Annotated in this window: 24 protein-coding genes and 1 pseudogene; 1 reads left to right on the top strand and 24 read right to left on the bottom strand. The window is 43.3% G+C overall.

What is annotated here, in order from left to right; genetic code table 11:
• Window positions 1-32: 32 nt before the first annotated feature.
• From AB1401_10605 to AB1401_10515, 19 genes are all read right to left on the bottom strand, one after another.
• Window positions 33-437, bottom strand: a complete 405-nt coding sequence (locus tag AB1401_10605; protein MEW6615901.1) for a cobalamin B12-binding domain-containing protein — start codon at window positions 435-437, stop codon at window positions 33-35.
• A 52-nt stretch (window positions 438-489) separates the two neighbouring features.
• Window positions 490-2,145: a methylmalonyl-CoA mutase family protein gene (locus tag AB1401_10600; GenBank protein ID MEW6615900.1), complete on the bottom strand. Its 1,656-nt coding sequence runs from the start codon at window positions 2,143-2,145 to the stop codon at window positions 490-492.
• A 137-nt stretch (window positions 2,146-2,282) separates the two neighbouring features.
• Complete coding sequence (locus AB1401_10595; protein ID MEW6615899.1) at window positions 2,283-2,513, bottom strand: biotin/lipoyl-containing protein; 231 nt, start codon at window positions 2,511-2,513, stop codon at window positions 2,283-2,285.
• A gap of 40 nt (window positions 2,514-2,553) precedes the next feature.
• A complete protein-coding gene (locus tag AB1401_10590) occupies window positions 2,554-3,336 on the bottom strand; it encodes an enoyl-CoA hydratase-related protein (protein MEW6615898.1) in 783 nt (260 codons plus the stop codon).
• A 161-nt stretch (window positions 3,337-3,497) separates the two neighbouring features.
• Window positions 3,498-4,640, bottom strand: a complete 1,143-nt coding sequence (locus AB1401_10585; GenBank protein ID MEW6615897.1) for an acyl-CoA dehydrogenase family protein — start codon at window positions 4,638-4,640, stop codon at window positions 3,498-3,500.
• 117 nt (window positions 4,641-4,757) lie between these two features.
• Window positions 4,758-5,939 carry an acetyl-CoA acetyltransferase gene (locus AB1401_10580; protein MEW6615896.1) on the bottom strand — a complete coding sequence of 394 codons (1,182 nt, stop codon included), beginning with the start codon at window positions 5,937-5,939 and terminating at the stop codon, window positions 4,758-4,760.
• Window positions 5,940-5,951: 12 nt separating this feature from the next.
• The gene (locus tag AB1401_10575) at window positions 5,952-7,367 is read right to left on the bottom strand and encodes a 3-oxoacyl-[acyl-carrier-protein] synthase III C-terminal domain-containing protein (GenBank protein ID MEW6615895.1); all 1,416 of its coding nucleotides are present in this window, start codon (window positions 7,365-7,367) and stop codon (window positions 5,952-5,954) included.
• A 353-nt stretch (window positions 7,368-7,720) separates the two neighbouring features.
• Window positions 7,721-8,746, bottom strand: a complete 1,026-nt coding sequence (locus tag AB1401_10570; protein ID MEW6615894.1) for an HD domain-containing phosphohydrolase — start codon at window positions 8,744-8,746, stop codon at window positions 7,721-7,723.
• 431 nt (window positions 8,747-9,177) lie between these two features.
• The gene (locus tag AB1401_10565; GenBank protein ID MEW6615893.1) at window positions 9,178-10,038 is read right to left on the bottom strand and encodes an MBL fold metallo-hydrolase; all 861 of its coding nucleotides are present in this window, start codon (window positions 10,036-10,038) and stop codon (window positions 9,178-9,180) included.
• 184 nt (window positions 10,039-10,222) lie between these two features.
• Window positions 10,223-11,140 (bottom strand): CsgG/HfaB family protein, encoded by a 918-nt coding sequence (locus AB1401_10560; protein ID MEW6615892.1) that lies wholly within the window; start codon window positions 11,138-11,140, stop codon window positions 10,223-10,225.
• Between the two features lie 23 nt (window positions 11,141-11,163).
• A complete protein-coding gene (locus tag AB1401_10555) occupies window positions 11,164-11,778 on the bottom strand; it encodes a hypothetical protein (protein ID MEW6615891.1) in 615 nt (204 codons plus the stop codon).
• Window positions 11,779-12,016: 238 nt separating this feature from the next.
• The gene (locus tag AB1401_10550; GenBank protein MEW6615890.1) at window positions 12,017-13,024 is read right to left on the bottom strand and encodes a transposase; all 1,008 of its coding nucleotides are present in this window, start codon (window positions 13,022-13,024) and stop codon (window positions 12,017-12,019) included.
• A gap of 324 nt (window positions 13,025-13,348) precedes the next feature.
• Entirely contained in the window at window positions 13,349-13,999 is a 651-nt protein-coding gene (locus AB1401_10545; protein ID MEW6615889.1) for a DUF4412 domain-containing protein, read from the bottom strand.
• A 123-nt stretch (window positions 14,000-14,122) separates the two neighbouring features.
• Entirely contained in the window at window positions 14,123-14,890 is a 768-nt protein-coding gene (locus tag AB1401_10540) for a hypothetical protein (GenBank protein ID MEW6615888.1), read from the bottom strand.
• Window positions 14,891-15,325: 435 nt separating this feature from the next.
• On the bottom strand, window positions 15,326-16,780 hold the full coding sequence (locus AB1401_10535) for an NADH-quinone oxidoreductase subunit N (GenBank protein ID MEW6615887.1): 1,455 nt from the start codon (window positions 16,778-16,780) through the stop codon (window positions 15,326-15,328).
• Window positions 16,781-16,807: 27 nt separating this feature from the next.
• Window positions 16,808-18,376 (bottom strand): NADH-quinone oxidoreductase subunit M, encoded by a 1,569-nt coding sequence (locus tag AB1401_10530; GenBank protein MEW6615886.1) that lies wholly within the window; start codon window positions 18,374-18,376, stop codon window positions 16,808-16,810.
• Window positions 18,377-18,405: 29 nt separating this feature from the next.
• Entirely contained in the window at window positions 18,406-20,373 is a 1,968-nt protein-coding gene (gene nuoL / locus AB1401_10525; GenBank protein MEW6615885.1) for an NADH-quinone oxidoreductase subunit L, read from the bottom strand.
• A gap of 87 nt (window positions 20,374-20,460) precedes the next feature.
• On the bottom strand, window positions 20,461-20,766 hold the full coding sequence (gene nuoK, locus AB1401_10520) for an NADH-quinone oxidoreductase subunit NuoK (GenBank protein ID MEW6615884.1): 306 nt from the start codon (window positions 20,764-20,766) through the stop codon (window positions 20,461-20,463).
• Window positions 20,766-21,281 carry an NADH-quinone oxidoreductase subunit J gene (locus tag AB1401_10515; protein MEW6615883.1) on the bottom strand — a complete coding sequence of 172 codons (516 nt, stop codon included), beginning with the start codon at window positions 21,279-21,281 and terminating at the stop codon, window positions 20,766-20,768. Before AB1401_10515 ends, nuoK begins: the two co-directional genes overlap by 1 nt.
• A 54-nt stretch (window positions 21,282-21,335) precedes the next feature.
• Between AB1401_10515 and AB1401_10510 the strand changes: the two genes are divergently transcribed.
• Window positions 21,336-21,455 carry a four helix bundle protein gene (locus AB1401_10510; GenBank protein ID MEW6615882.1) on the top strand — a complete coding sequence of 40 codons (120 nt, stop codon included), beginning with the start codon at window positions 21,336-21,338 and terminating at the stop codon, window positions 21,453-21,455.
• A gap of 29 nt (window positions 21,456-21,484) precedes the next feature.
• On the opposite strand, the gene nuoI is transcribed toward AB1401_10510, so the two are convergent.
• The 5 genes and pseudogenes from nuoI to AB1401_10485 all read right to left on the bottom strand — a co-directional run bounded on the left by nuoI (window position 21,485) and on the right by AB1401_10485 (window position 26,148).
• Window positions 21,485-21,883 (bottom strand): NADH-quinone oxidoreductase subunit NuoI, encoded by a 399-nt coding sequence (nuoI, locus tag AB1401_10505; protein ID MEW6615881.1) that lies wholly within the window; start codon window positions 21,881-21,883, stop codon window positions 21,485-21,487.
• A gap of 9 nt (window positions 21,884-21,892) precedes the next feature.
• Window positions 21,893-22,882 carry an NADH-quinone oxidoreductase subunit NuoH gene (nuoH, locus tag AB1401_10500; GenBank protein MEW6615880.1) on the bottom strand — a complete coding sequence of 330 codons (990 nt, stop codon included), beginning with the start codon at window positions 22,880-22,882 and terminating at the stop codon, window positions 21,893-21,895.
• Complete coding sequence (locus tag AB1401_10495) at window positions 22,875-23,759, bottom strand: hypothetical protein (protein ID MEW6615879.1); 885 nt, start codon at window positions 23,757-23,759, stop codon at window positions 22,875-22,877. Before AB1401_10495 ends, nuoH begins: the two co-directional genes overlap by 8 nt.
• 6 nt (window positions 23,760-23,765) lie before the next feature.
• A complete protein-coding gene (locus tag AB1401_10490; GenBank protein MEW6615878.1) occupies window positions 23,766-25,475 on the bottom strand; it encodes an FAD-dependent oxidoreductase in 1,710 nt (569 codons plus the stop codon).
• Window positions 25,441-26,148 (bottom strand): annotated as a pseudogene (locus AB1401_10485) (hydrogenase iron-sulfur subunit). The gene AB1401_10490 and the pseudogene AB1401_10485 overlap by 35 nt, the downstream one beginning before the upstream one ends.
• Window positions 26,149-26,166: the final 18 nt, after the last annotated feature.

Genomic DNA, 26,166 nt, shown 5'->3' with positions numbered 1-26,166 from the left:
TCCCCAATCTATTCTGTGAATATACCAACTATTTATCCCTGAGACAGATTCTCTCTAATATAGTTTATTAGTGTTTGAGAAGACATACCGGGACCAAAAATCTCAGAGATTCCAAGTTTTTTTAACTCCGGGACATCATCTTCCGGGATAATACCCCCGCCTAAAACCAATATATCACCTAATCCCTTTTCTTTCAAGATCTCCATTATTCTCGGAAACAAAAAACCATGAGCCCCTGAGAGAATACTCAACAAAAGGGCATCTACATCCTCTTGAAGAGCTGCATCTACAATCTGTTCCGGGGTTTGACGAATCCCCGTGTAAATAACCTCCATCCCTGAATCTCTTAAAGCCCGAGCAATAACCTTAGCGCCTCTATCATGGCCATCCAAACCGGGTTTTGCCACTAAAACCCTAATCCTTCTGTCTTGATTCATCTAGGTCCCCCTTCTCAAATCGCTCCTTTTTATCACATAGAGCGAAGAACCTTCATATTGCCGAAGTTCCCTCATATTCGCCAAAGACTTCTCGGAGCAAACCACATATCTCACCCAATGTTGCATATGCCTTAACCGCCTCGAGTATTGGGGGCATTAAATTGGTATTGCCCTCAGCAGTCTTTCTTAACGCTAAGAGGGTGGATTCAACCTTTTGATTATCCCTGGCTACCTTAAGTTCTTTAAGCTTTTTTATCTGAATAGCTCCTACCTTTGGATCAACCTTTAGTAAACCCTTGGGAAGTGGTTCCTCTACCTGGTAGCTATTCACCCCTACCACCACTTTTTTCCCGGATTCCACTTCTTTTTGGTAGCGGTACGCACTTTCCTGAATCTCCTGTTGAATATAGCCCTTTTCTATAGCAGCAGCGGCTCCTCCTAACTCGTCTATCCTGTTGATATAGTCGATTATCTTCTCCTCCATCTTTCTTGTCAGACTCTCTATATAGAAAGAGCCACCCATTGGATCCACTGTATCGGTAACCCCAATTTCATGAGCTATTATCTGCTGGGTCCTCAAGGAAAGACGTACTGAGTCCTCTGTTGGCAGTGCTAAGGCTTCATCAAAGGAGCAAGAAGCTAAGGATTGAGCACCCCCCAATATCGCTGCCAAGGTCTGGAATGCCACCCTTACAACATTGTTGAGGGGTTGTTGGGCAGTTAGTGCACTGCCCGCGGTCTGGGTATGAAAGCGAAACATCCATGACCTGGGGTCAGAAGCTCCAAATCTTTCCTTCATAATCTTTGCCCATAACCTTCTGGCAGCTCTATATTTGGCTACCTCTTCAAAGAAGTTATTATGGGTATTAAATATCCAGGAGATTCTTGGAGCGAAATCATCTACCCTCAACCCAGCCTTTATACCCGCATTCACATATTCAATAGCATCTGCAAAGGTAAAGGCTATCTCTTGTACCGCTGTGGCACCGGCCTCCCTCATATGATAGCCCGCTACATTTATAGTATTCCATTTAGGTACATGTTTTGAACAGTACTCAAATATATCGGTAATCAACCTGAGGGACGGACCCACCGGAAATATATATGTTCCCCGGACTGTATACTCTTTTAATATGTCGTTTTGAATCGTGCCATTCAGCTTCTCAGTGGCTATCCTTTGTTTCTCTGCAACTGCCAAATACATTGCCAGAAGTATGGCGGCCGGGGCATTAATAGTCATAGACGTACTCAATTTATCCAAAGGGAGCCCGTTGAAAATCGTCTCCATATCAGCAAGAGAATCAACTGCTACCCCTACCTTTCCCACCTCACCCTGGGAAAGAGGATGATCCGAATCATAGCCAATCTGGGTAGGCAGATCGAATGCCACACTCAGCCCTGTCTGCCCCTGTTCAAGAAGATACTTATATCGTTTATTGGTTTCCTCTGCTGATCCATACCCGGAGTACTGTCTCATTGTCCACAGTTTCCCAAGGTACATTGATGGATGGGGAGCTCTGGTAAAAGGATATTCGCCCGGGAAGCCTATCTCTTCCAGATAATTAATATCTCTGATGTCATCTACAGTATAAAGAGGCTTAATCTCTAGGCCCCAATCCGTTTCAGACTTCCTGAATGTATGCTTTCCCAGACAGTCCCTGTTCCACCTTTTTGTTTCTTCTCGTATCTTTTCTATATCCTCTTCCATCACTAAATCCCCCAAAAAGCGCCCTTCTCTGCTCAACCATTACCAGAAACAATTCCTGAAGCCGTAATTGTCCCCATCAACCATGCTACATCTGGACCCACTGCATACATTAATAGAAATCCCTTAGGATTAGCTACTTATTCTATGACAGCAATAACCGTATCTGCTTGAACCGTCTGTCCCACTGATACATTTAATTCTTTTATCTTCCCAGACACCGGGGCAACCACCGGAATCTCCATCTTCATTGCCTCCATTAATGCCATCTGGCTGCTCTCTTCTACCTTATCTCCCACTTTTACGTCTACTGCTATTATCTTTCCTACCATCGGTACTACTACCGGTGTTCCTTTAGATTGATCAGCCACTTACGTTTTACCTCCTCCTTTAAATTCTTCTATTAAACTCTCACCTTCCCACAAACTTTGGCGCCCTTTTTTCAACAAATGCTGCCATCCCCTCTTTCTGATCAGCGGTTGAGAAGACAACTCCCATTGCATCGATGTCCCTGTATACCCCTTCCGGATCAGGAGCATCCTGTGCTTCATTGAGTGCCTGTTTTGCCAGTTTTAAAGTAATTCCACTTTTTGATGCGATATTGCGGGCTAAAACCTTAACCTCATCCAAAAACTTGTCCGCAGGAAACACCCTGTTCACCAATCCAATACCTTGGGCGGTCTTTGCATCAATGGGGTTTCCAGCGAAAACCATCTCCTTTGCCATTCTCATCCCGACAGCTCGAGCTAAACGATGCATTCCCCCTGCACCAGGAAGCACCCCTATCTTTATTTCAGGCACACCAAATTGTGCCTTTTCTGATGCAACAATAAAGTCACATGCCAAAGCCAGTTCACACCCTCCTCCAAAGGCAATACCATTCACTGCAGCTATTACCGGTTTAGGCATCTTCCCGAGAACTTCGAATGAATCGAATAATGCCCTGGCCCATTCTCTGGCTTCACAGGGGCCGGCATCTTTAAGTTCTTTTATGTCTGCACCAGCGGCAAAAGCCCTTCCCTGACCGGTCACAATGATAACTCTTACTTCATCGTCTTCCTTCAATATTTCTGCTGCTTTTCTCAGGTCTTTACCCACTCCGGCATTTAGGGCATTCAACGCATCAGGTCTATTAAGGGTTATCACTGCTATACCACCCTCTTCTTTTGAAACTATTATGCTCTTATATTCCATGACAATCTCTCCCTAAAAGTAAGAAATCTGATAGCTTCGTAAAAAGTCCATCTGCTGTAGTCGCTCTGGTCCTTGACCATTCGCCCCTTGCCTAATATACCTAACAGTCAAAAAGTATGCAACTTCTAATTACTATTGTCAAGTGAGTTTTGGAGAATTTTTTAAACGCCCAGTTCCCTGGCTATGACGATCTGCTGAATCTCTGAAGTACCTTCAGTAATGGTTAGAAGTCTTGCGTCCCGCCAATGGCGCTGAATAGGGTATTCCATTATGTATCCATATCCACCATGGATCTGCATAGCCTCACTGGTAACCTTTTGAGCTACTTCACTTGCGAACAGCTTCACCATTGAGGCCTCTTTCATACAGTCTTTCCCCTGATCAAACAACCAGGATGCTCTATATGTTAACCACCTGGCAGCTTCAATATCCATCGCCATTCTTGCTAGTTTGAATTTGGTTACCTGAAAATCCTTTATGGGTTTGCCAAATTGGACCCTTTCTCCAGCATATCGAATGGATGCCTCCAAGGCAGCCCTTGCTACCCCGATACACCTTCCACCATAGGAAATCCTTCCACTCTTGAGGGTGGCTATCAGGTAAGGGAATCCCTCCCCTTCTTCTCCCACTAACTTATCTTTTGAAACCCTGCAGTCTTCGAAGAGCAACTCTGCAGTGTCAGCCGAACGGTTCCCTACTTTCTTCAGCTTTCTGGTAACAGAATAACCGGGAGTACCTTTATCCACAATGAGTATACTAACTCCACCTTTGGAACCCTTGCTCTTGTCAGTGTATGCAGCCACACAGATATAATCGGCAATACTTCCATTGGTGATGAATATCTTCCTGCCATTTATTATATAATAATCCCCATCCTTTACTGCCGTGGTCTGTATTGACGCTGCATCAGAACCAGCATTGGGTTCTGTAAGGCCAAATGCTGATATCTTCTCCCCTTTAATGGCCGGCACAAGATACTCCTGTTTCTGTTTCTCTGTCCCATGCTCAAGAATCATAGAAGTACCAAGGCTGGATTGGACAAGAAGCCCGGAACCTATCCCGGAGCACACCCGCATAAGCTCTTCTATGTATATATTTTCAGTGAGCTTGTCTGTCCCTGCAGCACCGTACTTCTCCGGATACCTGACACACAGGAAACCCAGCTTTCCAGCCTTGGGAATTATCTCCACAGGATAAACCTCTGTCTCTTCTGCTTCTTCAACCAATGGTCCTATCTCGTTTTCCGCGAAGTTCTTTATCGCCTCTCTAAATATCCTTTGCTCCTCCGTAAATTCAAAATCCATTTTGTTCCCTCCTTAAAGTAAAATCCTCTAGTAACCGTTCACGGTTCTCAGTTTACGGTTTGTATTTCTTAGATTCAAGTTTTTGCCAACTGTTAACTGTAAACGGATACATACTTTCTAACCGCGATTATTACCATATAACATCACACAGGATACAGAAGGATGTCCTCCAAGGGTATGAGCTAATCCAATTTCAGCATTTTTAATCTGGCGTTTATCCCCCTTCCCCTGTAACTGTTTGTATATCTCATAGCTCATCCTCAAGCCACTTGCCCCAACAGGGTGACCAAAACATTTGAGCCCACCATCAGTATTGACAGGAAGATCTCCTTCAAGGGTAAAAGTACCGGCATCAACATCCTCTCTTGCCTTCCCTTTAGGGCTGAAACCCAGATCTTCATAAATAATAAGCTCAGTTATAGTGAAACAATCATGAACCACAGCGAGGTCTATCTCCTTGCGGGGGTTTTTAATACCTGCCTGCTCGTATGCTTGTCTGGCAGCTCTTTGAGTTACCTCAAAACCTGTCCAGTCAAATCCTGGCTGGAAATGAGGCATCATGCTGTTTTGAGAAAGCCCTATCCCCTTTATATAGATAGGATCATCCCTGAATTTTTTAGCCATGTCAGCCCTGGCTATGATTGCCACTGCTGCCCCATCGCTGTTACCACAGCAATCAAACAATCCAAGGGGCCATGCAATAATAGGAGCTTTTACGGCCTGCTCCAGAGTAATCTCCCTTTGGAAATGGGCCTTTGGATGCAGACTCCCGTTTTTGTGATTCTTGACTGCGATCTTGGCTATAGTCTCTTTGCCTTCCTCCGGGCTTAAACCATAGGTATGAAAATACCTGGTAGCAATAAAGGCAAAACTGCTGGGAGCTGTTCTCCGCATCTCCATCACAGGATGCATCCCTCGTCCAACTCCCAGTCCTGGGAAACCTGTATCCTTGAGTTTCTCAAAACCGACGGCTATAGCAATATCATACATACCACATGCTACAGCAAAAGAGGCATTCCTCAGTGCTTCATGCCCGGTAGCACACCAGTTCTCTACCCTGGTTATGGGTATCCCATGAAGCTTGAGGGGTTCAGCCAAAGCAAGTCCTCCCATCCCTATCCAATGGGCACTGACCGTTCCAAGCCAGGCAGCCTGAATATCCTTAGGATCGATACCAGCATCCTCGTATGCCTCATAAGCCGCCTCTATTATCATATCTTCAGGTCCTTTATTCCAGTTTTCACCAAACTTACAACACCCCATCCCGATTATAGCAATCTTATCCTTGATACTTTCCATTTTGTTCCCTCCTTATCTTGCCGGTCTGCACTTCCAGAAATAGTTATAAAACCCTCCTTCTCTATGGAATCTTCTGAAAGTCATCTCCACTGGCAACCCTACCTTAACCTCTTTGGGATCACAGTCGGTCATCAGACAATAGATTCTTGCTCCTCCCTCCTCTGACTCGACAATCGTCTGTACCGTTGGAGGATTTACACCACCAGCAAGGTTATCCAAGGAATAGGTAAAGACCTTGCCTTTCTTATCAGAAAGTCTCACCTCTTCAAACTCATCCCGAGAATGACACCCAAAACACACCCTCTGAATTGGGAAAGAAACAAGCCCACAATTCTTGCATTTGCTTCCGTGACAGCTTAAGACCCACTTTTGGGTCCTCCACATTACCGATGCTGAAGGGAAAAGCTTTATAAACTCCTCTGGTAGTGATACAAGCTGACGGTAAGCAAGGTATTTTTCGTAAGTAGGCAACATCATCTTCAATCCCATACTCTTTTTGAGCCCTCGCTTGTTTTTTACTCCTTCGATGGCATCCGTTACCTGTAATATAAAAACATCGCTTCCATCTCCATAGCTAGCCAGAAGAATCTTGTCACCGGCTTTTGCCTCTTCCAGCGCTGAAACCAGAAGAACCAGAGGCTGTGCACTCCCAACATTTCCAATGGTCGTAATTAAAGGATCCTGCAACTGGGTCTTTAGATCAAATCCAAGGCTCTTTGCCAAATCAGCATGACTTCGGGCATCAGGACTGTATAAGACCACCTTGGTAAAATCCTTTGGTGTCAATCCTCTTTTCTTCATAATTCCAGAGATCGCCGCCTTCATATTCTTTGTATAACCATTAATCAATACCCAACGATCTTCCCATGAACGGACAAAAGTATCCTGATCTGTTCTCCAAACATCGGTAATATCATCAGACACTGAGTAAGCATCTTCTATGGTAGCTATAACATCTGAATCTCCTAAAAGAAGGGCTGCTGCACCATCTCCAAAGGTCTGTTCGTCAACAGAACGAGGGGTCCCAAGCCTGCAGTCAGCAGCAGTTATCATGATACTCTTTGCTTCACCACTTTTAATGGTATTGAATGCCGTTCTCATGGCAGAAGTCCCTGCCCGAAGAGAGTTAGCAAAATCACCCGTCCAGATTTCCCTGTTTAAATCGGCAACAGTAGCCACTATGGACGAACATGCCTTCTCCTTATACGGCGAAGTTGTTGAGGCAAAGAACAACCCTTCAATCCCGCGACGATCTTCTCCATTTAAACAGTTTAGGGCAGCCTCCACAGCCATACTCAGGCTATCCTCATCATAATTGGCAACACTCCTTTCGCCACCTATGGAACGGGTGCCCCATGCATTACCGATTATATCTCTGTTCATTCTAGAGATGGGTATATATGCCCCGTATGATTTGATTCCAACCATAATTACCTCCTTAACCTAAAAGACATCTAATGACCATAGCCATAAGGGAATGTAGAAATTCCGAGTTCCCATGAAGTGAAAGACAACATCCTTCCTAAAAAACATAACTAAAAAGTTTTTGCATTTCTTAAAAATAAGAGAAATCCTTTCTAAACGGCAAGATCAAAAAAGCTGAATGAGCATTCATTCAAAAATTACCACACACACCGAAGACTGTCAAGATTTTTATTGCCTTTTACCCTTTTAATAGATCCGATATGTTGGCATTTAAAGGTATGCCTTTTTACAACTGGGGCAAATGCCCTCTTCCATTTACCCTTTATCTGAATTAAGCCAACAAAGGGGATATTTTGTTATAATTCAAATCTACCATCAGAAAAAAGTTTCACACAGGTATCCACTACTCTTTTATCATAAAGGATATCTTTATTCTTTGAAATCTCTACCAGAGCTTTATCTACACCGAGAGCCGGACGATAGGGCCTGTGAGAAGATATAGCTTCAACAACATCCGCTACAGCTACTATCCTTGCTTCATAGAGAATGTTTTCACCAGAGAGGCTCCGAGGGTATCCTGAACCATTCATCCTTTCGTGATGCTGGAGTATGATTTCTGCCAATGGCCACGGGAATTCTATGTCTTTCAATATGCTGTAACCTATCTGAGAATGAGTCTTAATCAGTTCAAATTCGGTCTTGGTTAACCGACCGGGCTTACTGAGAATCTCAGATGGTAAAGCAATCTTCCCTAGATCATGAATCATGCTTGACATCCGGATAGCATCAAATCGTTCCTTTGAAAAGCCCATATCTTTAGCGATAGCACAGGAAAGGTCTCTCACGCGCCTTTGATGGCCAGCAGTATAAGGGTCCCTCATTTCAATCGTCATTGCCATTGCCTGAATGACCCCCTCTGTGGCTACCTCCAACTTATTAAGAGTCGTCTGGAGTTCTCTGGTGCGATCCAGAACCGCCTGCTCTAAACCATGACGTTGAATCCGATTCTTAATCTCAAGTTCTCTACGCCTTAGAGCATTGGCTATATTTATCATTAACTCGTTGTGCCTAAACGGTTTGATAACGTAGCCAAAAGCCCCTATTTCCAAAGCAGTCTCTGCAATCTCAGGATCATCCACACCACTGACCATAACGACTGCTGTTTCCTGATGCTCGGCAAGAACATATCGTGTTAAGTCTAACCCAGACTCGCCAGGCATGTTCACATCACAGAGAATAAGATCAAAATTTTGGCTCTTAATCAATGATCGTGCCTCCACTGCATCGGCAGCCAGACTGCATTTATATCCAGCCACATCCAACATTCCACCAAGCAAACGTCTGATAGGTTTCTCATCGTCAATAACCAATATACTTGTCATACTTATCCTCCAATCTTAGACGGACATTAAAGAATCTTAATTCTCTTTGTGGATATGCGGGATTCCAAATCCTTAGCTTACAGGGACGTAGCTTACAGGGGCGGTTCTAATATTATTTAGTAATATCATATAGATATAAACTATTTTCTTGGTATTCCTCTTATTGGTCGTTTAGCCTCAACCACCTGATTATTCCCTCTGCTTATGATCTGATGAGGCCTTTGATGAAAAGGCTATTCTTGCTGTTCATAGCATCATTGGCAAATCCTCGACTACAAAATGATCTACCCTATTTACCTCTTTTAACAACCCAAACAATTATCTTCTAACTAGTTATATTAATTGATATATTTTAGAAGTGTCCCCCTCAATAAGTAGTGTTAATTAGAAACAACGCCCTCAAGTACTTTTAAGCACCTGTTACGGGTACCTTACAACACGAACTCCATTCCCTCGGCGCATGCGAAACATTCAAGGGAGCTCCCGGATTTGAGAATATACTCGCGGCACCAATCTACCTGGTGGTCAATTTCCTCATCCGAACGGTCGGGATCATGATGGAATAATCCCAGACGTTTCACCTCAGCCTCCATAGCAAGGTCAACGGCGTCCTTAAATGTCGAGTGTCCCCAGGAGCGTGTCCTGTCATATTCAGCCTCGGTATACTGGGCATCATGAAACAGGAGACCGACATTGCCGCAGAAATCGAGGTATGCTTTTCTGGAAAGACCGGTCTCGTGGTGATATCGTATTTCATTATCTGTCAGAAACACGAACGTTTTGTCCTTGTCTACAAACTTAAATCCGTAACCGCCGTTGGGGTGATTCAGGGGAAGCGAATGGCACATTATGGAAGAATCATGTGGCAATATGTGATCACATAATTCCCTGGTGCAGATACAACCCACGTCAAATCTGGCATTCAACACCTCGAATGCTACCGGGAAATAAGGTGGCTCCATCAGATGGGCCAGGTATTTTAAGATGGATTGTTGCGCCATGGAACAGCCGCAGATGACTATGGAAAAGCCGGGAAGATATGCGGGCGAAAAGAACGGAAAGCCTGTGAGATGGTCCCAATGAGAATGTGTGAGTAGAAGGTTGATACTAGAAACAGTCTTATCTTTCAACAACTCATGCCCCAATTTACGTATCCCGGACCCCGCATCGATTACTATCTTCTGTCCTGTGTCTGATGTCAGTTCGAGACATGTTGATTCGCCGCCATAGCGCAGTGTTTTCTGGCCAGGCGATACGATAGAACCCCGGCTACCCCAAATCTTGATCCTCATAGAAGTCTCCTTATCTAATTATCCTCTCGCTTGTTACATCCTTGTATACATAGCAAGGAATACCTCCAACAACTATTCTACCTATCCTTGGCATAATGTATTACATATACTTCCTAAATTAAAAATATCAAGAAAAGGGCTGCATCCCTTTTACGCAGACATCAGAATCCAAAATAGAACCCCACTACTTTATTTTTTTGTCGGCAATCAGTTTTTTCAATAACTCCTTCTCGTTGTCAGCAATTACTGTTTGTGCATTATTCGCTAAACCAGTTTCTACATCGACAAACCTCAAGTTAACCATAAAACTGTTATTTAATTTGGACACAGAACCTACGAGCACTTTCTCAGCCCCGAGCAATTTTCCAACTTTTGCAATTGTCTCGTTATTAATCAACCCAGTCATATTTAATGCATGCTCATTCAATACCTTTTGAATCATCACCCTCTCTGCAATGCTATATTCACCACTTTTGATCCAAAAAGTGCGTAGAGCCTCTGCAATAGTCTTTCCAAGCCCAGAAACAGTTCCAACTTCTTCTAAATCAAGAATGGCCAAGGTTACTTTTTTAACATGGTAAGAGCTTATAACTAAACTCACAGGTTTTTCACGAAAGAAAGGCCCTTCAATCTTGACGGCACCAATACCTTTTTTGTACCAAATCGTGCCTTCGAACCTTGCTTTTTCATTGGGAGATGCATTGCGTGATTTTATGAAAATATCAAATACCATACACTCTTGAAAAGAACCTGCTGGTGTTGCTAGCTCAGCAGAGTGGACATTCTTTGTTTCAATAATGAAATCAGGGAAAAAGAAAAATGGTATTGGACCTTCTTTAACCAAAGGGAATCTTTCTGCTGGCATGTCTACCCTATCTGGATTTTTAACTTCCAAATACCCAGGAGCTTTTCTAACTAATATTCCCCTTAACATAGCACTATCTTTTATCAAGGAAAATGGTTCTCCCTCTATTTTTTTCTCTTCAATAACTTCCATAATTCGCAGAGAGTGCCCCGGTTCAAATAGATATGTCCAAGTATTCCCCGGCTGAAGATGTTGGGAACTGAACAACATTAAGATGAATGCAATCACGTCAAACATAATTTTTCTCCTATATCCTATGTTTACTTCAAAGATTTTTCATTAGCAGAAACGTCACTATATTCATTCTCAAAATAAAAAACTGCGTGAGGATAGAGGCTGCGTAATTTCTTCTGATCTTTTAATTTGAGAAAATTATTCCCCATAAACACCTTCAGTCCCTTTAATTTAGCTAACGACTGAGGCAGTTTGATACCACCGTTTGAGCGTATTGAAAATTCTCGAAGGTTTTTCAGATCCCCGACAAAGGCTGGGATATGGTGGATATCATTATAATCCAAGGCTAATCTTCTTAATTTTTTCAGGGAAGCAATCTCAGCCGGTACAGTTTGAAGACCATTCCTACCCAAATTCAATTCTTCAAGGTTCTGGAGTTTTGCTATGCTCTCTGGCAATTTTTTGATTTTGGATGGGGGCACAGGTTTCCGGGAGCCAATTTCACGTGGATCTATAGCCCCATATAATATCAAGATCTTAAGGTTTTGTAACTGGCCAATTGATGATGGAATAGTGATGTTAATTTGACAGCCATTCCCATTATCAATAATTAATCTTTCTAACTTCTTTAACTTCCCGACTTCCTCTGGAAGATCTTCAAGATTTTCCTGGCAAGAAATTTCCAATTCCTTTAAATTCACAAGTGATCCGATTTGGGAAGGCAAATGTTTCATTTCAGGGTCAAATTTGTGAAGAGAAAGGTGTGTCACTTTTTCAGGTGCAAGAAAAGCTTGCTCCAGGCTATCGAAAGATTGTGCCAGGGCAATGACAGCTGTTATAAGAAAGAAGCCCAATACAAGCAGATACTTTTTCATTTTATCTCAGATGAAAGGTGTGAAAGGTGTGGAAAGGTGGGACGACCTTAAAAATTAAAATAACTCATGAATCCAATTGGTAACCTTCTCGCTTCGCCATTCTTTCTCCACGTTGAACAGAATAACTCACGGCAGCAGGTGTTATGTCTAGTCTCCTCGCTACATCCACCATTGATATCCCCAATTCAATAACAGACCAATAGCAAACTAAATCCCTCGCTTTGACCCGATCTCGTTGGTTGCCTCTTTGGGTTATGAACTCCTTTTCCATCTGGAACAAGTCACAGACCCTCTCGACAACCTTTTCAAAATCATACCCCAACTGTTTTAGTTTGTGTTTACGGGAAAACTCTCCTTCTGATTCCGAAAGTACATATCTTGCAAAATTACTCCCACCCAATATCCGTTGATCGCTCTTTATGCGATCCTGACCCTCAAGTCTCATCTTTTTGATTTCATCCCAACCACCTAGACTTCTGATCAGGCCGCCTCCTACCAGTTCAGGTCGCCTGCCCAAGGCAATGCCTTCCTGAACATAGGATATATATTTCTTTCTCGCTTCACCAACCCTTTTTCCAAAATACCCAAGCACATATTCCACATCTTGCCATCCCCTCTGTTGCTTCCCCATTAAGGCGCTATGCCCGCAATAGGGGTAACTATTCAGTTCATCTAATTCAACCACAACCTTTGCTCTCAGAGGATTCAGATGTATATACCGAACCAGTTCAAGTAAGTAGATGTCTTCCTCACAGATAATCGATTTATATCTGTTTTGGAAAAGTTGTCCGTGGCGCTTATGTCGTCTATTATAAGATACTGCATATCCGGTAAGCAATCTTCTCATTAAAGCGGCAATTCCCATCGGGCCGCTTCTGATCAGAAAATGGGCGTGATTTGATAAAAATGACCATGCGTAGCATTGGGTCTTGGTTTTAGGCAGCAGTACGTCCAGCCGGTCGATGAAGTTCTCGCGGTCTTTATCATCCGTGAATATCTTTCTTCGTTCTATCCCCCTGATAATCACATGATGCAACAAACCGGGAGTGTCTAATCGGGCTATCCTTGGCATACTCTAAACATACCAGCATTCTTAAATCACGTCAAGTTATTTTAATTTTTAAGGTCGTCCCCTTTACCCCTTTACCCTCTTTATCCTCTTAGGTTCCCTTGTAGATCCGTCAAATGCGATGATCCACCAGGTAAGGAAAAATAGTCCTGGTCAATATTTATATGTGGTGGTTCGTGCAGGTCGTGACTCACGAAGTAGAACCTGTACGGCCCTGATCTGAAGATTGCTGGAGACATCTTTCCACTCCTCGTCTACGTTTCTGGCGAACAATTAATTCTCTAGTTCTGGTTACTATCTATTTTTACTATTTTTCTCCACCAAAACTTATTTTGTATCCATTCCCGGTATCTTGCTCTTCATGCCTGCCGGCATTCCGGGTATAGACATCTTCTTGTAATCTGAAGGCGCTTCGAAAAGGCTGTCTGGCTGGCTGCCCAACTTGACGTCTTGGTATTCCATGACCCAGCTTCCGTCCAAGGCCGCCATCTTGATAGGAAAGTTGATATCCGTAGCCCACCACTGATAGGTCTGCGTGAGGTTGTCATCAACCTTGGCGGTCACTTCATATTTTGTTGAGGGATGACCGTCGATGGTTTCGCTGCCGACCTTCTTCCGGCTTACCTCTCCCTTCACTTTTTCTTTAGCCATTTTGATCTGTTCATCTGTCACCCCAAGTGTTTCCATATAAGCTTTTTGCGGCTTAATGAGAATCCAGACTTTGTTGAGGTCCATCCTGACAATGGTGGATGACCCAGCCGCTTCATAATCTGTCCGGTATTTGCCCGGTTTCATATAAATCTTCATTGTTATCGTCTTACCCGCAGAACTGCTCACGACCGTCGCCGATAGCTCCTGGGCTATCGCGGCTTTTTCCTCTGCCTTCTCCGTTATTCCCTCATCTTTGTCCCTACCGCAGCCCACCACTAAGAGGAATACAAAAAACGACATCGCTCCCACTATCAATGATCTTTTCATCTACACAACTCCTTCCTAAATTTTTCATAATATCCTCCATAAAATAAAGCCCCACAAAAAACAGCTCATATAACAAAACCTTCAGGAAGTCCTTGTATTATCAGATGTAACCTTATCTATTTTTTAATAGATTTTCAACCCTGGCATGGCTGTCTGCAGATCCTGTTTGCCCTGCTGTGATATTTTTGTACCTACGATATCAACTCTCTGGAGGTTTTTGAGTTTTTTTAAGTGAGGTATGCTCGCATCTGTAATCTTTGTACCGACCAGATAAAGGCTCTTTAAATTGGTAAATGTTCCGATGAGTTCCATGTCGGCATCGCCTATGTTAGTCTGGTTCAGGCCAAGGATAGATAAGTTTTTGCCCTGCAGATGCTTTAGCCCTTCGCCTGTAACTTTGGTGCCGTGAAGACCAATTGACTCAAGAGAATTCAGATCTTTTAAATAAACCATACCGGCATCAGTTACATTTGTTATTGGAATGCTAAGAATTTTAAGATTGGTGAGTCCTGCAACATTTGACAGACCTGAATCATTTGTCCATCTGGGAAGAGTGAGTTCTTCGAGTTTTGTCATCACCTTGATGTGACGCATATTTTCATTGCTGATGAGCTGCCCAGTACTCACACCGTTAAAAGAGCCGTACATCTGAAGCTGAAGCCGTTTCATTTCAGGTATCTGCTCGATCGTTTTCTTGTAGTTTATAGAGGCAAGCCATGCCTGCGCTTCTTGTAAAGATTTGACTTTTGGATCTTCAGTAGATGCCGACTTTTTTTGTGTTGTTCTGTCAGGTAATCGCAAGGTTTTTTTCTTTGATGGGAGTTGCCCTTCTGATGCAAAAGAGATGTTAAATAAAAGTGCCACGGCAATTACTGCTATAAATGTACGCATCTTTAACCTCCTAATCATTTGAGATTTAATTTATATCCAGCAAAAAAGCTGCTGAAACCACTAATGCCGGATTGCATAATGAAATACACATCCTATAATTCGAATTACTGTAATTAAAACAAACATAAAAGTCAATACAGCAAATTGCTTCGTTAATGTAACACTGGGTTCAGCCAGATCCTACAATGTTGGTGATTGGCTGCGGAAGGCTACGGGGGTTCTGCTCTGGAGTTCTGGCTGGTTCTGGGGGCAAAATACTCAATTCAATCATTTTTTTACGGCCTAACCGTCGATCGACAAGCACTTTCGGGTAAAACTTGCCTTACCCAATTATCATAGTGTTAATAGTATCAATGGGAGACTTATATGTCAACGCCTAAAAAGACAGGAAAATGCTCGGTGGAATAAGCATAGATGAAGAAAAATTAGAGGTAATTACATAAAAAGCTGAATGGACTGTTTTGCCATATCCAGGTATGGAGACGGGAATATCCCTATCAGCAGGGTTCCGATTACTGCAATAATCAGGGCAATAGTTATAGATGGCGACCACTTGAGACCTGCAAACTCTTTCACCGGCTCCTTCATATACATCATCACGGTAATCCTCAGATAGTAATAAACTGAAACCAGGCTGTTCATAACGCCGATGATGGCGAGCCAGATATATCCTGACTTTATTGCTGCACTGAAAATGTAGAACTTCCCGACAAACCCTGCTGTCGGAGGAATGCCGGCTAAAGAGAACATAAAGACAGACATCAACAAGGCAAGCGCCGGGTATTTAAAACCCATGCCTGAGTAATCGTTGATATCCAGGTTTTCCTCACCTTTACGGCCATAAAGGATGATAACAGCAAATGCCCCCAGATTCATAAAGGCATACGCTAACATATAGAACAGTATGCTGGATGTTCCCAATTCATTTGAAGCCACCATTCCAACCATTATATATCCTGCATGGGCAATACTGGAATATGCCAGCATTCGTTTTATGTTGCTCTGAGCAATGGCAACTACGTTTCCCAAAGTCATTGTAAGGACGGCCAATATCCACAAGACATAGTTCCAATCAGGCTGAAGATCCCATAGAGAATAGAGGAACACCCTTACAAAAGCTGCAAACGCCGCTGCCTTAACCCCAACAGACATAAAGGCTGTAATAGAAGTGGGGGCACCTTCATAGACATCCGGGGTCCACATATGAAACGGGACAGAGGCTATCTTGAAACCAAATCCAACAATCAAAAGCCCCATTCCAGACAGGAGCATCGGATCTTTCAGGTAAGCGGCTTTGGAAAGGTACTCTGATATACCCTTGAGATCCGTTGTGCCTGTGGCACCATACATCATTGCTATACCATACAATAAAAAGGCAGAAGAAAAGGCACCAAGCAACAGGTACTTCAACGCGGACTCGTTTGATTTGTTACTCTTTCGAAAGAAACCTGCAAGAACATATATCGATATGGACATAGTCTCCAGACCTAAGAAAATCGTTATCAGGTTGGACCCTATCGCCATAAACATCATACCTACTGTCGCAAAAAGTATAAGTGCATAGAATTCTCCGTGGTCCATCTCTTCTTCTTTAAGATAATTTACAGACATTAATATAGAGAGACCTGCTGCGATAAGAAAGATCGAGTTAAAAAAGAGGGAAAAGTTGTCCACCAATATCATATTGTTAAAGGCATATCTCGGGTTTCCCCACAGGAATACTTCGCTTACGAAAGCAAAGAAAATCCCCAATAAGCTCAGGTAGGCAGCAGGGTCTTTCCTCCCTTTCGGTAAAAATACACTGACCAGCAAAACAAGCATAGCAGCAATACTCAGTATAAGCTCTGGCCCCAAACTTGCCACATCTATTTTAGGAATAGCTAAATCCATATGAATCTCCCCCGATTGATGTACTCGTTACTTCTTTACAATCAACTCTTCACTCTTATTTACAGCATGGATGTTATCTTTTTTCTGGATACTAGCCTCATACTTCTTGTTAAACTCTTTCAAAAAATGCTGTACAGAAGCCTCGGTTTTACCTAAAAATGTCTTTGGATAAAGCCCAATCCAGAATATAAAGATCAGGATAGGGACCAGGACACCGATTTCTCTGACGGAAAGGTCTTTGAGGTTTCTGTTCTCCTCCCTGGTAACTTCTCCGAACATAACCCTTTGAAACATCCAGAGCATATAAACCGCTGCAAAGATAACCCCGGTAGCGGCAAATACTGCATAGACGACATTGGACTTAAATGTACCCAAAAGAATCAGGAATTCTCCCACAAAACCGTTCAATCCAGGAAGCCCGATAGATGAAAGGGTAACAATCATAAAGAAGGTGGCAAACACAGGCATCACCCTGGACAGTCCTCCAAAGTCTGCTATCATCCTGGTATGCCTCCTCTCATATATCATACCCACAATCAAAAAGAGTGCCCCTGTGCTGAGACCATGGTTTATCATCTGAATTAATCCACCCTGCACACTCTGTATATTAAGGGCAAATAGCCCCAGCATAACAAAGCCCAAATGACTCACACTGGAAAATGCTACCAGCCTCTTCAGGTCCTTCTGCACCATGGAAACCAAAGCCCCATAGATAATCCCGATTATAGCAAGTATAGATACCAACGGGATAAAGTTGTGGGACGCTACAGGGAATAAAGGCATACTGAACCTGAGGAATCCATAGGTTCCCATCTTCAAAAGCACCGCTGCCAGAAGTACGCTGCCCACGGTTGGTGCCTCGGTGTGGGCATCGGGAAGCCATGTATGGAAGGGAAACATTGGAACCTTAATGGCAAATGCCAGAAAGAAGGCAAGAAATAGCCAGGTCTGGACATGGAAAGGTATAGAGAGTTCATATAGTTTTAAGAGGTTGAAGGTGTATTCTCCTGTTACGCTATGATTAATAAAATACAGTACCAGAATAGCCACTAACATTAACAGGCTACCAAACATTGTAAATAAAAAGAACTTTATGGCAGCATAGATTCTCCGGGCAGGGGCACCCCATATTCCTATTAAAAGGTACATGGGGATGAGCATGACCTCCCAGAAGACATAGAACAAAAACAGATCAAGGGACACAAAAACGCCGATCATACCCGTTTCCAACAACAGAAGACATATCATAAATTCCTTGACTTTGTCTTTTATGTCCTTCCAGCAAGCCACCACACAGATGGGTGCAAAAAAGGTTGTAAGGAGGATGAGGAGCAGGCTTATTCCATCGATACCCACAAAATAACTTATCCCGTATTCCTTTATCCAGGCAACCTCCTCAACAAACTGCATCTCGGCAGAACCTGCATTGAAGTAAAAAAATACCGGTAGAGAAAACAGGAAGTTCATGAAGGTAGTAATAAATGCCGTCCACCTTATCTGAGTTATTTCCGCCTTATTCGTGAGCAAGATGAAAACTGCACCAAGAGCGGGGAGAAATGTAATCAGGGTCAATACAGGAAACTCTGACTGATTCATTAACTAACTCCTTTTTTAATATTAGGAAATTACCTGAAAAGGAAATAAGTAATAATGGCTCCTATGCCAACCAGTATAGAGAGGGCATAGTTTTGAACATAGCCTGTCTGAATCCTTTTCAAAACAGAACTGCCCCACTGGACAAAACGACCTGAGCCGTTAACCATACCATCGACTACCTTAGCATCAAAGAATTGCCAGAGGACTTCGGAACCCCTCTTGATAGGGTTAACGAACAGAAAATCATATATTTCATCAACAAAATATTTGTTACAGATGAGATGATAAAGGAGTTTATATTTCTCTGCTAATCTCTTAGGAAGAGATGGGTTTTTTATATACATGTAATATGCCAGGCATAACCCGCCCAGCGCTATAGCCAGAGAAACTATCATCATCGATACCTCAAGACCGACAGAATGGTGGACTGTTTCTCCGGAAGTAGCGGCAGTGTTCGAGGCATAAGCCAGATTGGTCAGTGTAATCTTTGCTGAGCCTGCCAGATGTTCTCCTGTAACCGGCGCCAGGAAATCATGGAAGACATTTGCCCCTTTTATTATGGGGATACCCACAAAACCACCGATCGCGGACAGGATAGCCAGGACAACAAGGGGGTTGGTCATAACAGATGGAGATTCGTGAAGGTGTTTTGCCACATGTTCATCTACCCTGGACTCTCCATGAAAGGTCATAAACACAGCCCTGAACATATAAAAAGCCGTCATTAACGCAGCACCGGCACCTAATACCCAGAGAACCGTATTCTTCTGAAAGGCATTCCATAGTATTTCATCCTTGCTGAAAAACCCGGCGAAGGGGAATATACCTGCTATTGCCAGGGTAGCTATTAGAAATGTCCAGTACGTTTTGGGCATATGGGATTTTAAAGCCCCCATCTTTCTCATGTCAAGTTCCCCTGCCATGGCATGCATAACACTTCCGGCACCCAGAAAGAGTAATGCCTTGAAGAACGCATGGGTCATGAGATGGAAGATACCGGCACTGAATGCCCCCACACCACAAGCCAGAAACATGTATCCCAATTGACTGATGGTAGAATATGCCAAAACCCTCTTTATATCGTTTGCAGCCAGGGCTATGGATGCTGTAAATACAGCTGTAGCAACCCCGATAATGGCTACAACCGTAAGGGAAATAGGGGCGAGAGTGAACAAAACATTACAGCGGACAACCATATATACTCCTGCGGTAACCATCGTAGCGGCATGAATCAAAGCGCTTACAGGGGTAGGACCTTCCATGGCATCGGGCAACCAGGTGTAAAGGGGTATCTGGGCTGATTTCCCTGTAGCCCCAACAAAAAGTAGAAGGGTTATTGCCGTTATTACCATGCTGCCAGCCTGAAAGTTATAGTGGGCAATATTAAATACCTTTTGGAAGTCTAATGTCCCAAATGTGACAAAGATTAACATCATAGCCAGAAGGAAACCATAATCCCCTATCCTGTTAACCACAAATGCCTTCTTACCCGCATCCGAGGGCTCCTTTCTTTGATACCAGAACCCTATGAGAAGGTATGAACACAACCCAACACCTTCCCAGCCTACAAACATCATCAGAAAGTTATTGGCAGAAACCAATACCAGCATAGAGAATACAAAGATATTCAGGTAAGTAAAATAACGTTTGTATCCCTCATCGTCATGCATATACCCAACAGAGTAAATATGAATCAGGAAAGAGACCCCTGAGACCGTCAGCATCATTATCATGGAAAGAGGGTCCACCAGAAAACCAACAGTGGTCTTCAGGTCTCCGGCAGGTATCCATGTATAGATAATCTTTTCAAATGACCTGCTCTCTGGAGGAAGCTGTAACAGGCTGAAAAATACTAAAACTGACACAAGGAATGACAATCCTATAACTCCACAGGCTACCACACCTACGGTCTTCTTGCTCAGTTTAGTCCCAAAAATTCCGTTGATAATGGCGCCAATTATAGGAAACAGGGGAACCAACCACACATAATCCAACATATTTTTCCTCCAATTTTGATGGCTTCGTAAAAAGTCGCTTTTCCCTCCCCTGACGGGAGGTTTTGACTTTTTACGAGACTATCAATTTTACCATTTCATAATGTTTATCTCATCAACGTTCACTGTTTCCCTGTTTCTGAACAGGTTTATTATAATCGCCAGACCCACAGCGACTTCTGCTGCAGCAACGGTCATAACAAAGAAGACGAATATCTGCCCGTCCAGAGAGTCAAGGTATCTCGAAATGGCTACAAATGAAAGGTTAACGGCATTTAACATAAGCTCTATTGACATAAATATAACGATTGCATTTCTCCTGACCAGTACACCTATAACTCCTACCGTAAAAAGGGCAGCAGAAAGGATAAGATAGTACGACAATGGTATCATCATTACAACTCCTTCTTTGACAAAACAATAGCTCCCACAATAGCTGCTAATAACAAGATAGAGGCTATCTCAAAAGGCAAAACCCAGTCCGTAAAGAGCAAACTGGCTATAGCCTTTGTGTTTCCTATGGCGCTTACCTTAGCATCGGTATGTATCCCCTTATTCCCATAAAGAACCCCTGCGGCTACAATTGAACCCAGAGCAACCAATAAGAAGACCGCAATAGCAATCCCAAAGGCCTTTTGCAAAGGGTGTTTTTCTCCCACTCTTTTTTCCTTGTCTAAATTAAGCAGCATAATCACAAACAAGAATAGCACCATTATTGCCCCTGCATACACTATGACCTGGATAGCAGCAATAAATTGTGCATTTAAAAGGATATAGAGACCGGCAAGGCTGAAAAAGGTCAAAACCAGAGACAGGGCACTATGAACCGGGTTTCGCAAAACAACAACCAAAATCGCCGAAATTAACACTACCACCGCTATGGAAAAGAAGAAAAAGCCTGTTACTATCATAATACATGACTCCTTTTTTGTAACCGTTCACGGTTTACAGTTATCAGTTCACGGTTGAAAAAAACAGAAGGTAGAGAAAAATTATTAAGAGAGTGCTGTGATTATGGAATGAAAGATCAAATGCTGCGCTCATCTATATCAATTCCATCAAATATTTTATTGAAAAAACTGTGAACTGTAAACCGACAACTGTGAACGGTTACCTATTTTTCTAGAAGCATTTCCTTATTGTACTGAACAGCCTGACGTGAATAATTGGCCAATTCATACTCGCAAGTCATGGTTATTGCCCCTACCGGGCATGCCTCTACACAAAATCCACAAAAGATACACCGGGTCAGGTCAATCTCATAACTCTCTACATATCTCTCGTGGTTTGGACCTTCGACACCATCAACCTTAATACACCCGGAAGGACAGACTGTAGCACACAGTTGGCATGCAACACATTTTGCGCTGCCATCCTCTTTACGCTGTAATTGATGAAGCCCTCTATATCGAGGATAGCACTCCCATTTTTCTTCGGGATAGAGTATGGTTATTGGTTTTGAAAAAAACCTCCTGAGCGTTAGACTCAATCCTTTGATTAGTGGTATAATCATTGAATTCTCCTAAATAATTACCATCACAAAAGAAGTTATAACAATATTGACTAAAGCCAATGGAAGCAGTACCTTCCAACCAAATTTCATGAGCTGGTCGTATCTGAACCTGGGATAGGTAGCCCTAACCCAGATAAAAAAGTACACAAAGGCAAGCACCTTAATTAGAAACCAAAGTACAGGAGGTAAGAAGGGGCCTCTCCAGCCTCCTAAGAAAAGGGTCACTGCAATGGCGCTTACAGCAACAATATGGGTATACTCCGCCAGATAGAACATGGCAAACTTCATGGAGCTGTACTCTGTTTGATAACCGGCAACAAGCTCATTTTCACATTCAGTGAGATCAAACGGCGTCCTTCCGGTCTCTGCAAAAGCACAGGTTAGAAACAGAAGAAACCCCAGGGGTTGTAATACGATAAACCATACATTCTCCTGAGCTTTTACTATCTCAACCATACTGAGGGACCCGGTCAGCATCAAAACACCTACGATAGAAAGACCCAGTGGTAGCTCATAACTGATCATCTGAGCAGAAGCCCTCAGGGCTCCCAGCAGAGAATACTTATTGTTTGAAGACCAACCGGCTAAAACTACCCCATACACGCCCAGGGAAGAAAGGGCAAAGATATAGAGAATCCCGATATTTACGTCTGTAATATGCAGTGGGATTACCCTCCCTAAGATTTTTAAATCATTTCCAAATGGAATGACAGCGTAGACAACCAGTGCACAGGTCATATATATAACCGGAGCCAGGTGGTAAATCCCTTTGTTGGCCTGGCTAACGGTTATCTCCTCCTTAAAGAAAAGCTTCAATCCATCAGCAATAGGCTGCAATAATCCATGCCAGCCCACCCTCCTCGGTCCATGCCTCACCTGTATATGTCCCAGAACCTTTCTTTCCATCAACGTGACATAGGCTACCACCAGCATTGTGGCAGAAAAAACTACAATTATCTTTATCAACATTATTGCTATAGCAATTATCGCCTCAAGCATGATTTCTTCTTCCCCCTTTATTTATATCAAATGCCTCCAGCGAGATGATACCCTTCTTCATATCCTCCAGATTTATGTTAAGTTTTTTTGCCAGTTCTATTATATAGGTCGGGAGTTCAGGCATTGTCGCCAATACAACCATCTCAAATTCATCTTCTCTCACATCCCCATTTTCGTCCCACTGGACTATGAGATTTTTGCTCTCCTGAACCTCTTTTATTGCCGTTATTCCTCCCTTTTTAGCACTGACCCCCAGCACTTTTCCATCATTTCTCTTTAATTCCTTTATATAGTCGTTATTATCAGGGAGAAACAGTGATATTTCCAGTCCATCAACCTTCCTCTTCGCCAACATAGCCTCATGTATAGCATAACTCAAAGATTCAATACCGCTTTCACTTATTCCCTCATTGTTATCAGCCCAGCATACAAAACCTATTTTCTTTGGTATCTCTCCATCGAAAGGCCGAATCAAAAGGCCGCCATACGGGCCATTATCGCTCAAAATTCGCTCAAATTCAATATCAGTAACTACATTAGCATATCTACCATAGCCAAATCTTTCCGGTGGGGGAGGACAAACCCTTTCTATTCCAGTGGTGATTATCATAGAATCAACACATATGTCAAGCTTTTCATCAGCCTGTTCAAAAACTATCGCATCTTCATCGCACTCTGCCAGGCAAAGCCCACATCCCAGGCATCTGCGGCAACTCAGACACCTTTTTGCCTCTTTCACGGCTGCATCTTCAGTAAACCCCAGGCTCACTTCATTAAAATTATCTACCCTCTCTTCGACAGGAAGCTCCTGTACCGATTGACGCTCTGCCGGGATATCTGGAAATTCTAGTATATATCTCTTCTTCTCTTCCACCATAACCAGTCATTTCCCTCTGAGATATTTATCAATGGATACGGCTGCTTTCTTGCCGGCTGCTACAGCCTCAACGGCTATTTTAGGTCCGGTTTGGCAGTCACCACCGGCAAAAACCCCTGGTCTACTTGTTTCCAGGGTATCTGGATTGACAGCTATTGTCCCCTTCTTTGTCAACTCAATCTCAGAACTTTCACCAAGGAAAGATATATCGGGAACCTGCCCTATAGCAGGTATTAACGTGTCCAACTCTATATCAAACTCTGAACCCTCAACTGGTATCGGCATTCTCCTCCCTGAGGCATCAGGTTTCCCCAACTCCATCCTCATACACCTGAGACTTGCCACTTTACCATCTGCAGTAAATACTTGCAGAGGGGCAACCAGGTATTCTATCTTAATCCCTTCTTCCAGGGCTGCCTCTATCTCTTCATCACTTGCCGGCATTTCCTGCCTCGATCTCCTGTAGAGTATGGTTACATCCCTTGCACCCAATCTAAGAGCACACCTGGCAGAATCAATAGCCACATTACCTCCACCGATTACGGCTACCCTTCCACCCACATCAACAGGATTTCCAAGATTCAAATCTCGAAGAAAGGTAACCCCTGGAATAACTCCCAGGGCATCTTCACCGGGTATCCTCATTTCCTGATTCTTGTGAGCACCCACAGTGATAAAAACAGCTTCATAACCTTTCTCAAAGAGATCATCAAGACTTAAGCCTTTACCAATAACCGTATTGCACCTGATCTCCACCCCCAGTGCACTTACTGCATCTATTTCCTTTTCCAGGACATCCCTGGGCAATCTATAATCGGGAATGCCCACAGCTAGCATCCCCCCTGGTCTGGGCAAAGCCTCAAAGACAGTCACACCATAACCAAGCAAAGCCAGATCATATGCACAGGCAAGCCCTGCCGGTCCTGCACCGATTATGGCTACCTTTTTCCCCTTATTTGCTCCCCTTACCACCATTCCCGGCTTGGATTTGCAGGAATCTTGCAAGTCGATATCGGCAACAAAACGCTTCAAATCCCGTATGGAAAGGGGAAAATCTACCTTTCCCCTATTGCACTCCTCTTCACATGGATGTGGACATATATGTCCACATATAGATGGGAAAGGAAGTACCTCTTTAATCAGGGCAAGAGATTCTTTAAATTTACCGTCGGCGATGAAACCAATGTATCCTCTGATATCCAGGTGTACCGGGCATGCCCTCTGACAGACAGGTGCCTCTTTGACTATATTGTAGGAAGGGTCTACATGATTAAAAAAATCTATGGCTGTTCTAAATGATAATCCCTGATCCTCATCATCCCAGAGATTTACCGGACATACCTTAATGCAGGCTTTACAATCGTTGCACTTTTCTTCGATGACTCTGATAGCCCTTTTTTTTATCCTGATACCGAATTTACCGTTATCATCTTCAACCTTTTCTATATCTGCATTGGTAATTATCCTGATATTTTTATTATTCTTAACCTTTTCCAGATCCGGAGAGACAAAATCCACAGTCTTTGAGTCCTCATCATACAAGAGCCTCTCACCACCAATACCTGCAGTATTCTCAACCAAATACACCGTATTACCGGATTCAGCCTGCTCCAACGCTGACTGTATACCAGCCGGTCCACCACCTATTATCAGTACAGTCTTATTCCCCAATTGAGAAACCTCATTCCTGCAAACCATATAATGGAGAGGTTCCATCTACTCTCTCCAGCCCCACAACACCCTTTCTCCTCAAACCAGCTATGTACCTCAAAACCCTGTTAGAAGGTATCTTCAGCCTTTCCGAAATCTGTTTAACCGACAACGGCATTTCTTGCAATAGTAACTGTATCTCCCTTACCACAACTTCATCCATGATTACCCCATCTAAAAGCCTGTCTATCTCATGTCGGGTAAACGTCTCCCCATATTTGTTTCCTATAGCCATGAATTCTGTCTTTTTCCCAATAATCCATCTCAGCTTTCCACCCTCAACCGCTGCCTTTGCCGCCTCAAGCCTGAACTTCAACTCTTCCTTACCCTCTTTTATCTCGGTTTCCAAATTAACTATTTCTTTTATCCTTCTGGTAAAGTTCTCCACCAATTCAACAAAACGAGCCCCCTCGGCAGAGGACAATTGCCCAAACTGGATTCTATTCTGGTCAATACCGATGATTTTCAGCAAGCGGCCTGTCATATCTATCTTGTTTTTAGCCTCCATGTTCCCTGTAACGTAATGGCATTCACCATCCTTACAACCCAGGATGAGGACACCATCAACCCGACAAAGGAAGGCATCGAGGATCATAAAAGGATCGATTCTTCCCGTACACATGACCCGTATGGTACGGATATCGGGAGAATATTGCATCCTCGCCACACCGGCGAAGTCAGCAGCTCCGTAGCCTCA

The sequence above is a fragment of the Thermodesulfobacteriota bacterium genome (genome assembly GCA_040757775.1).
In the GTDB taxonomy this organism is placed as follows: Bacteria; Desulfobacterota; UBA8473; order UBA8473; family UBA8473; genus UBA8473.
The sequence above is the reverse complement of the archived record's forward strand: the minus strand, read 5'-3'. Positions and strand labels throughout refer to the sequence as shown.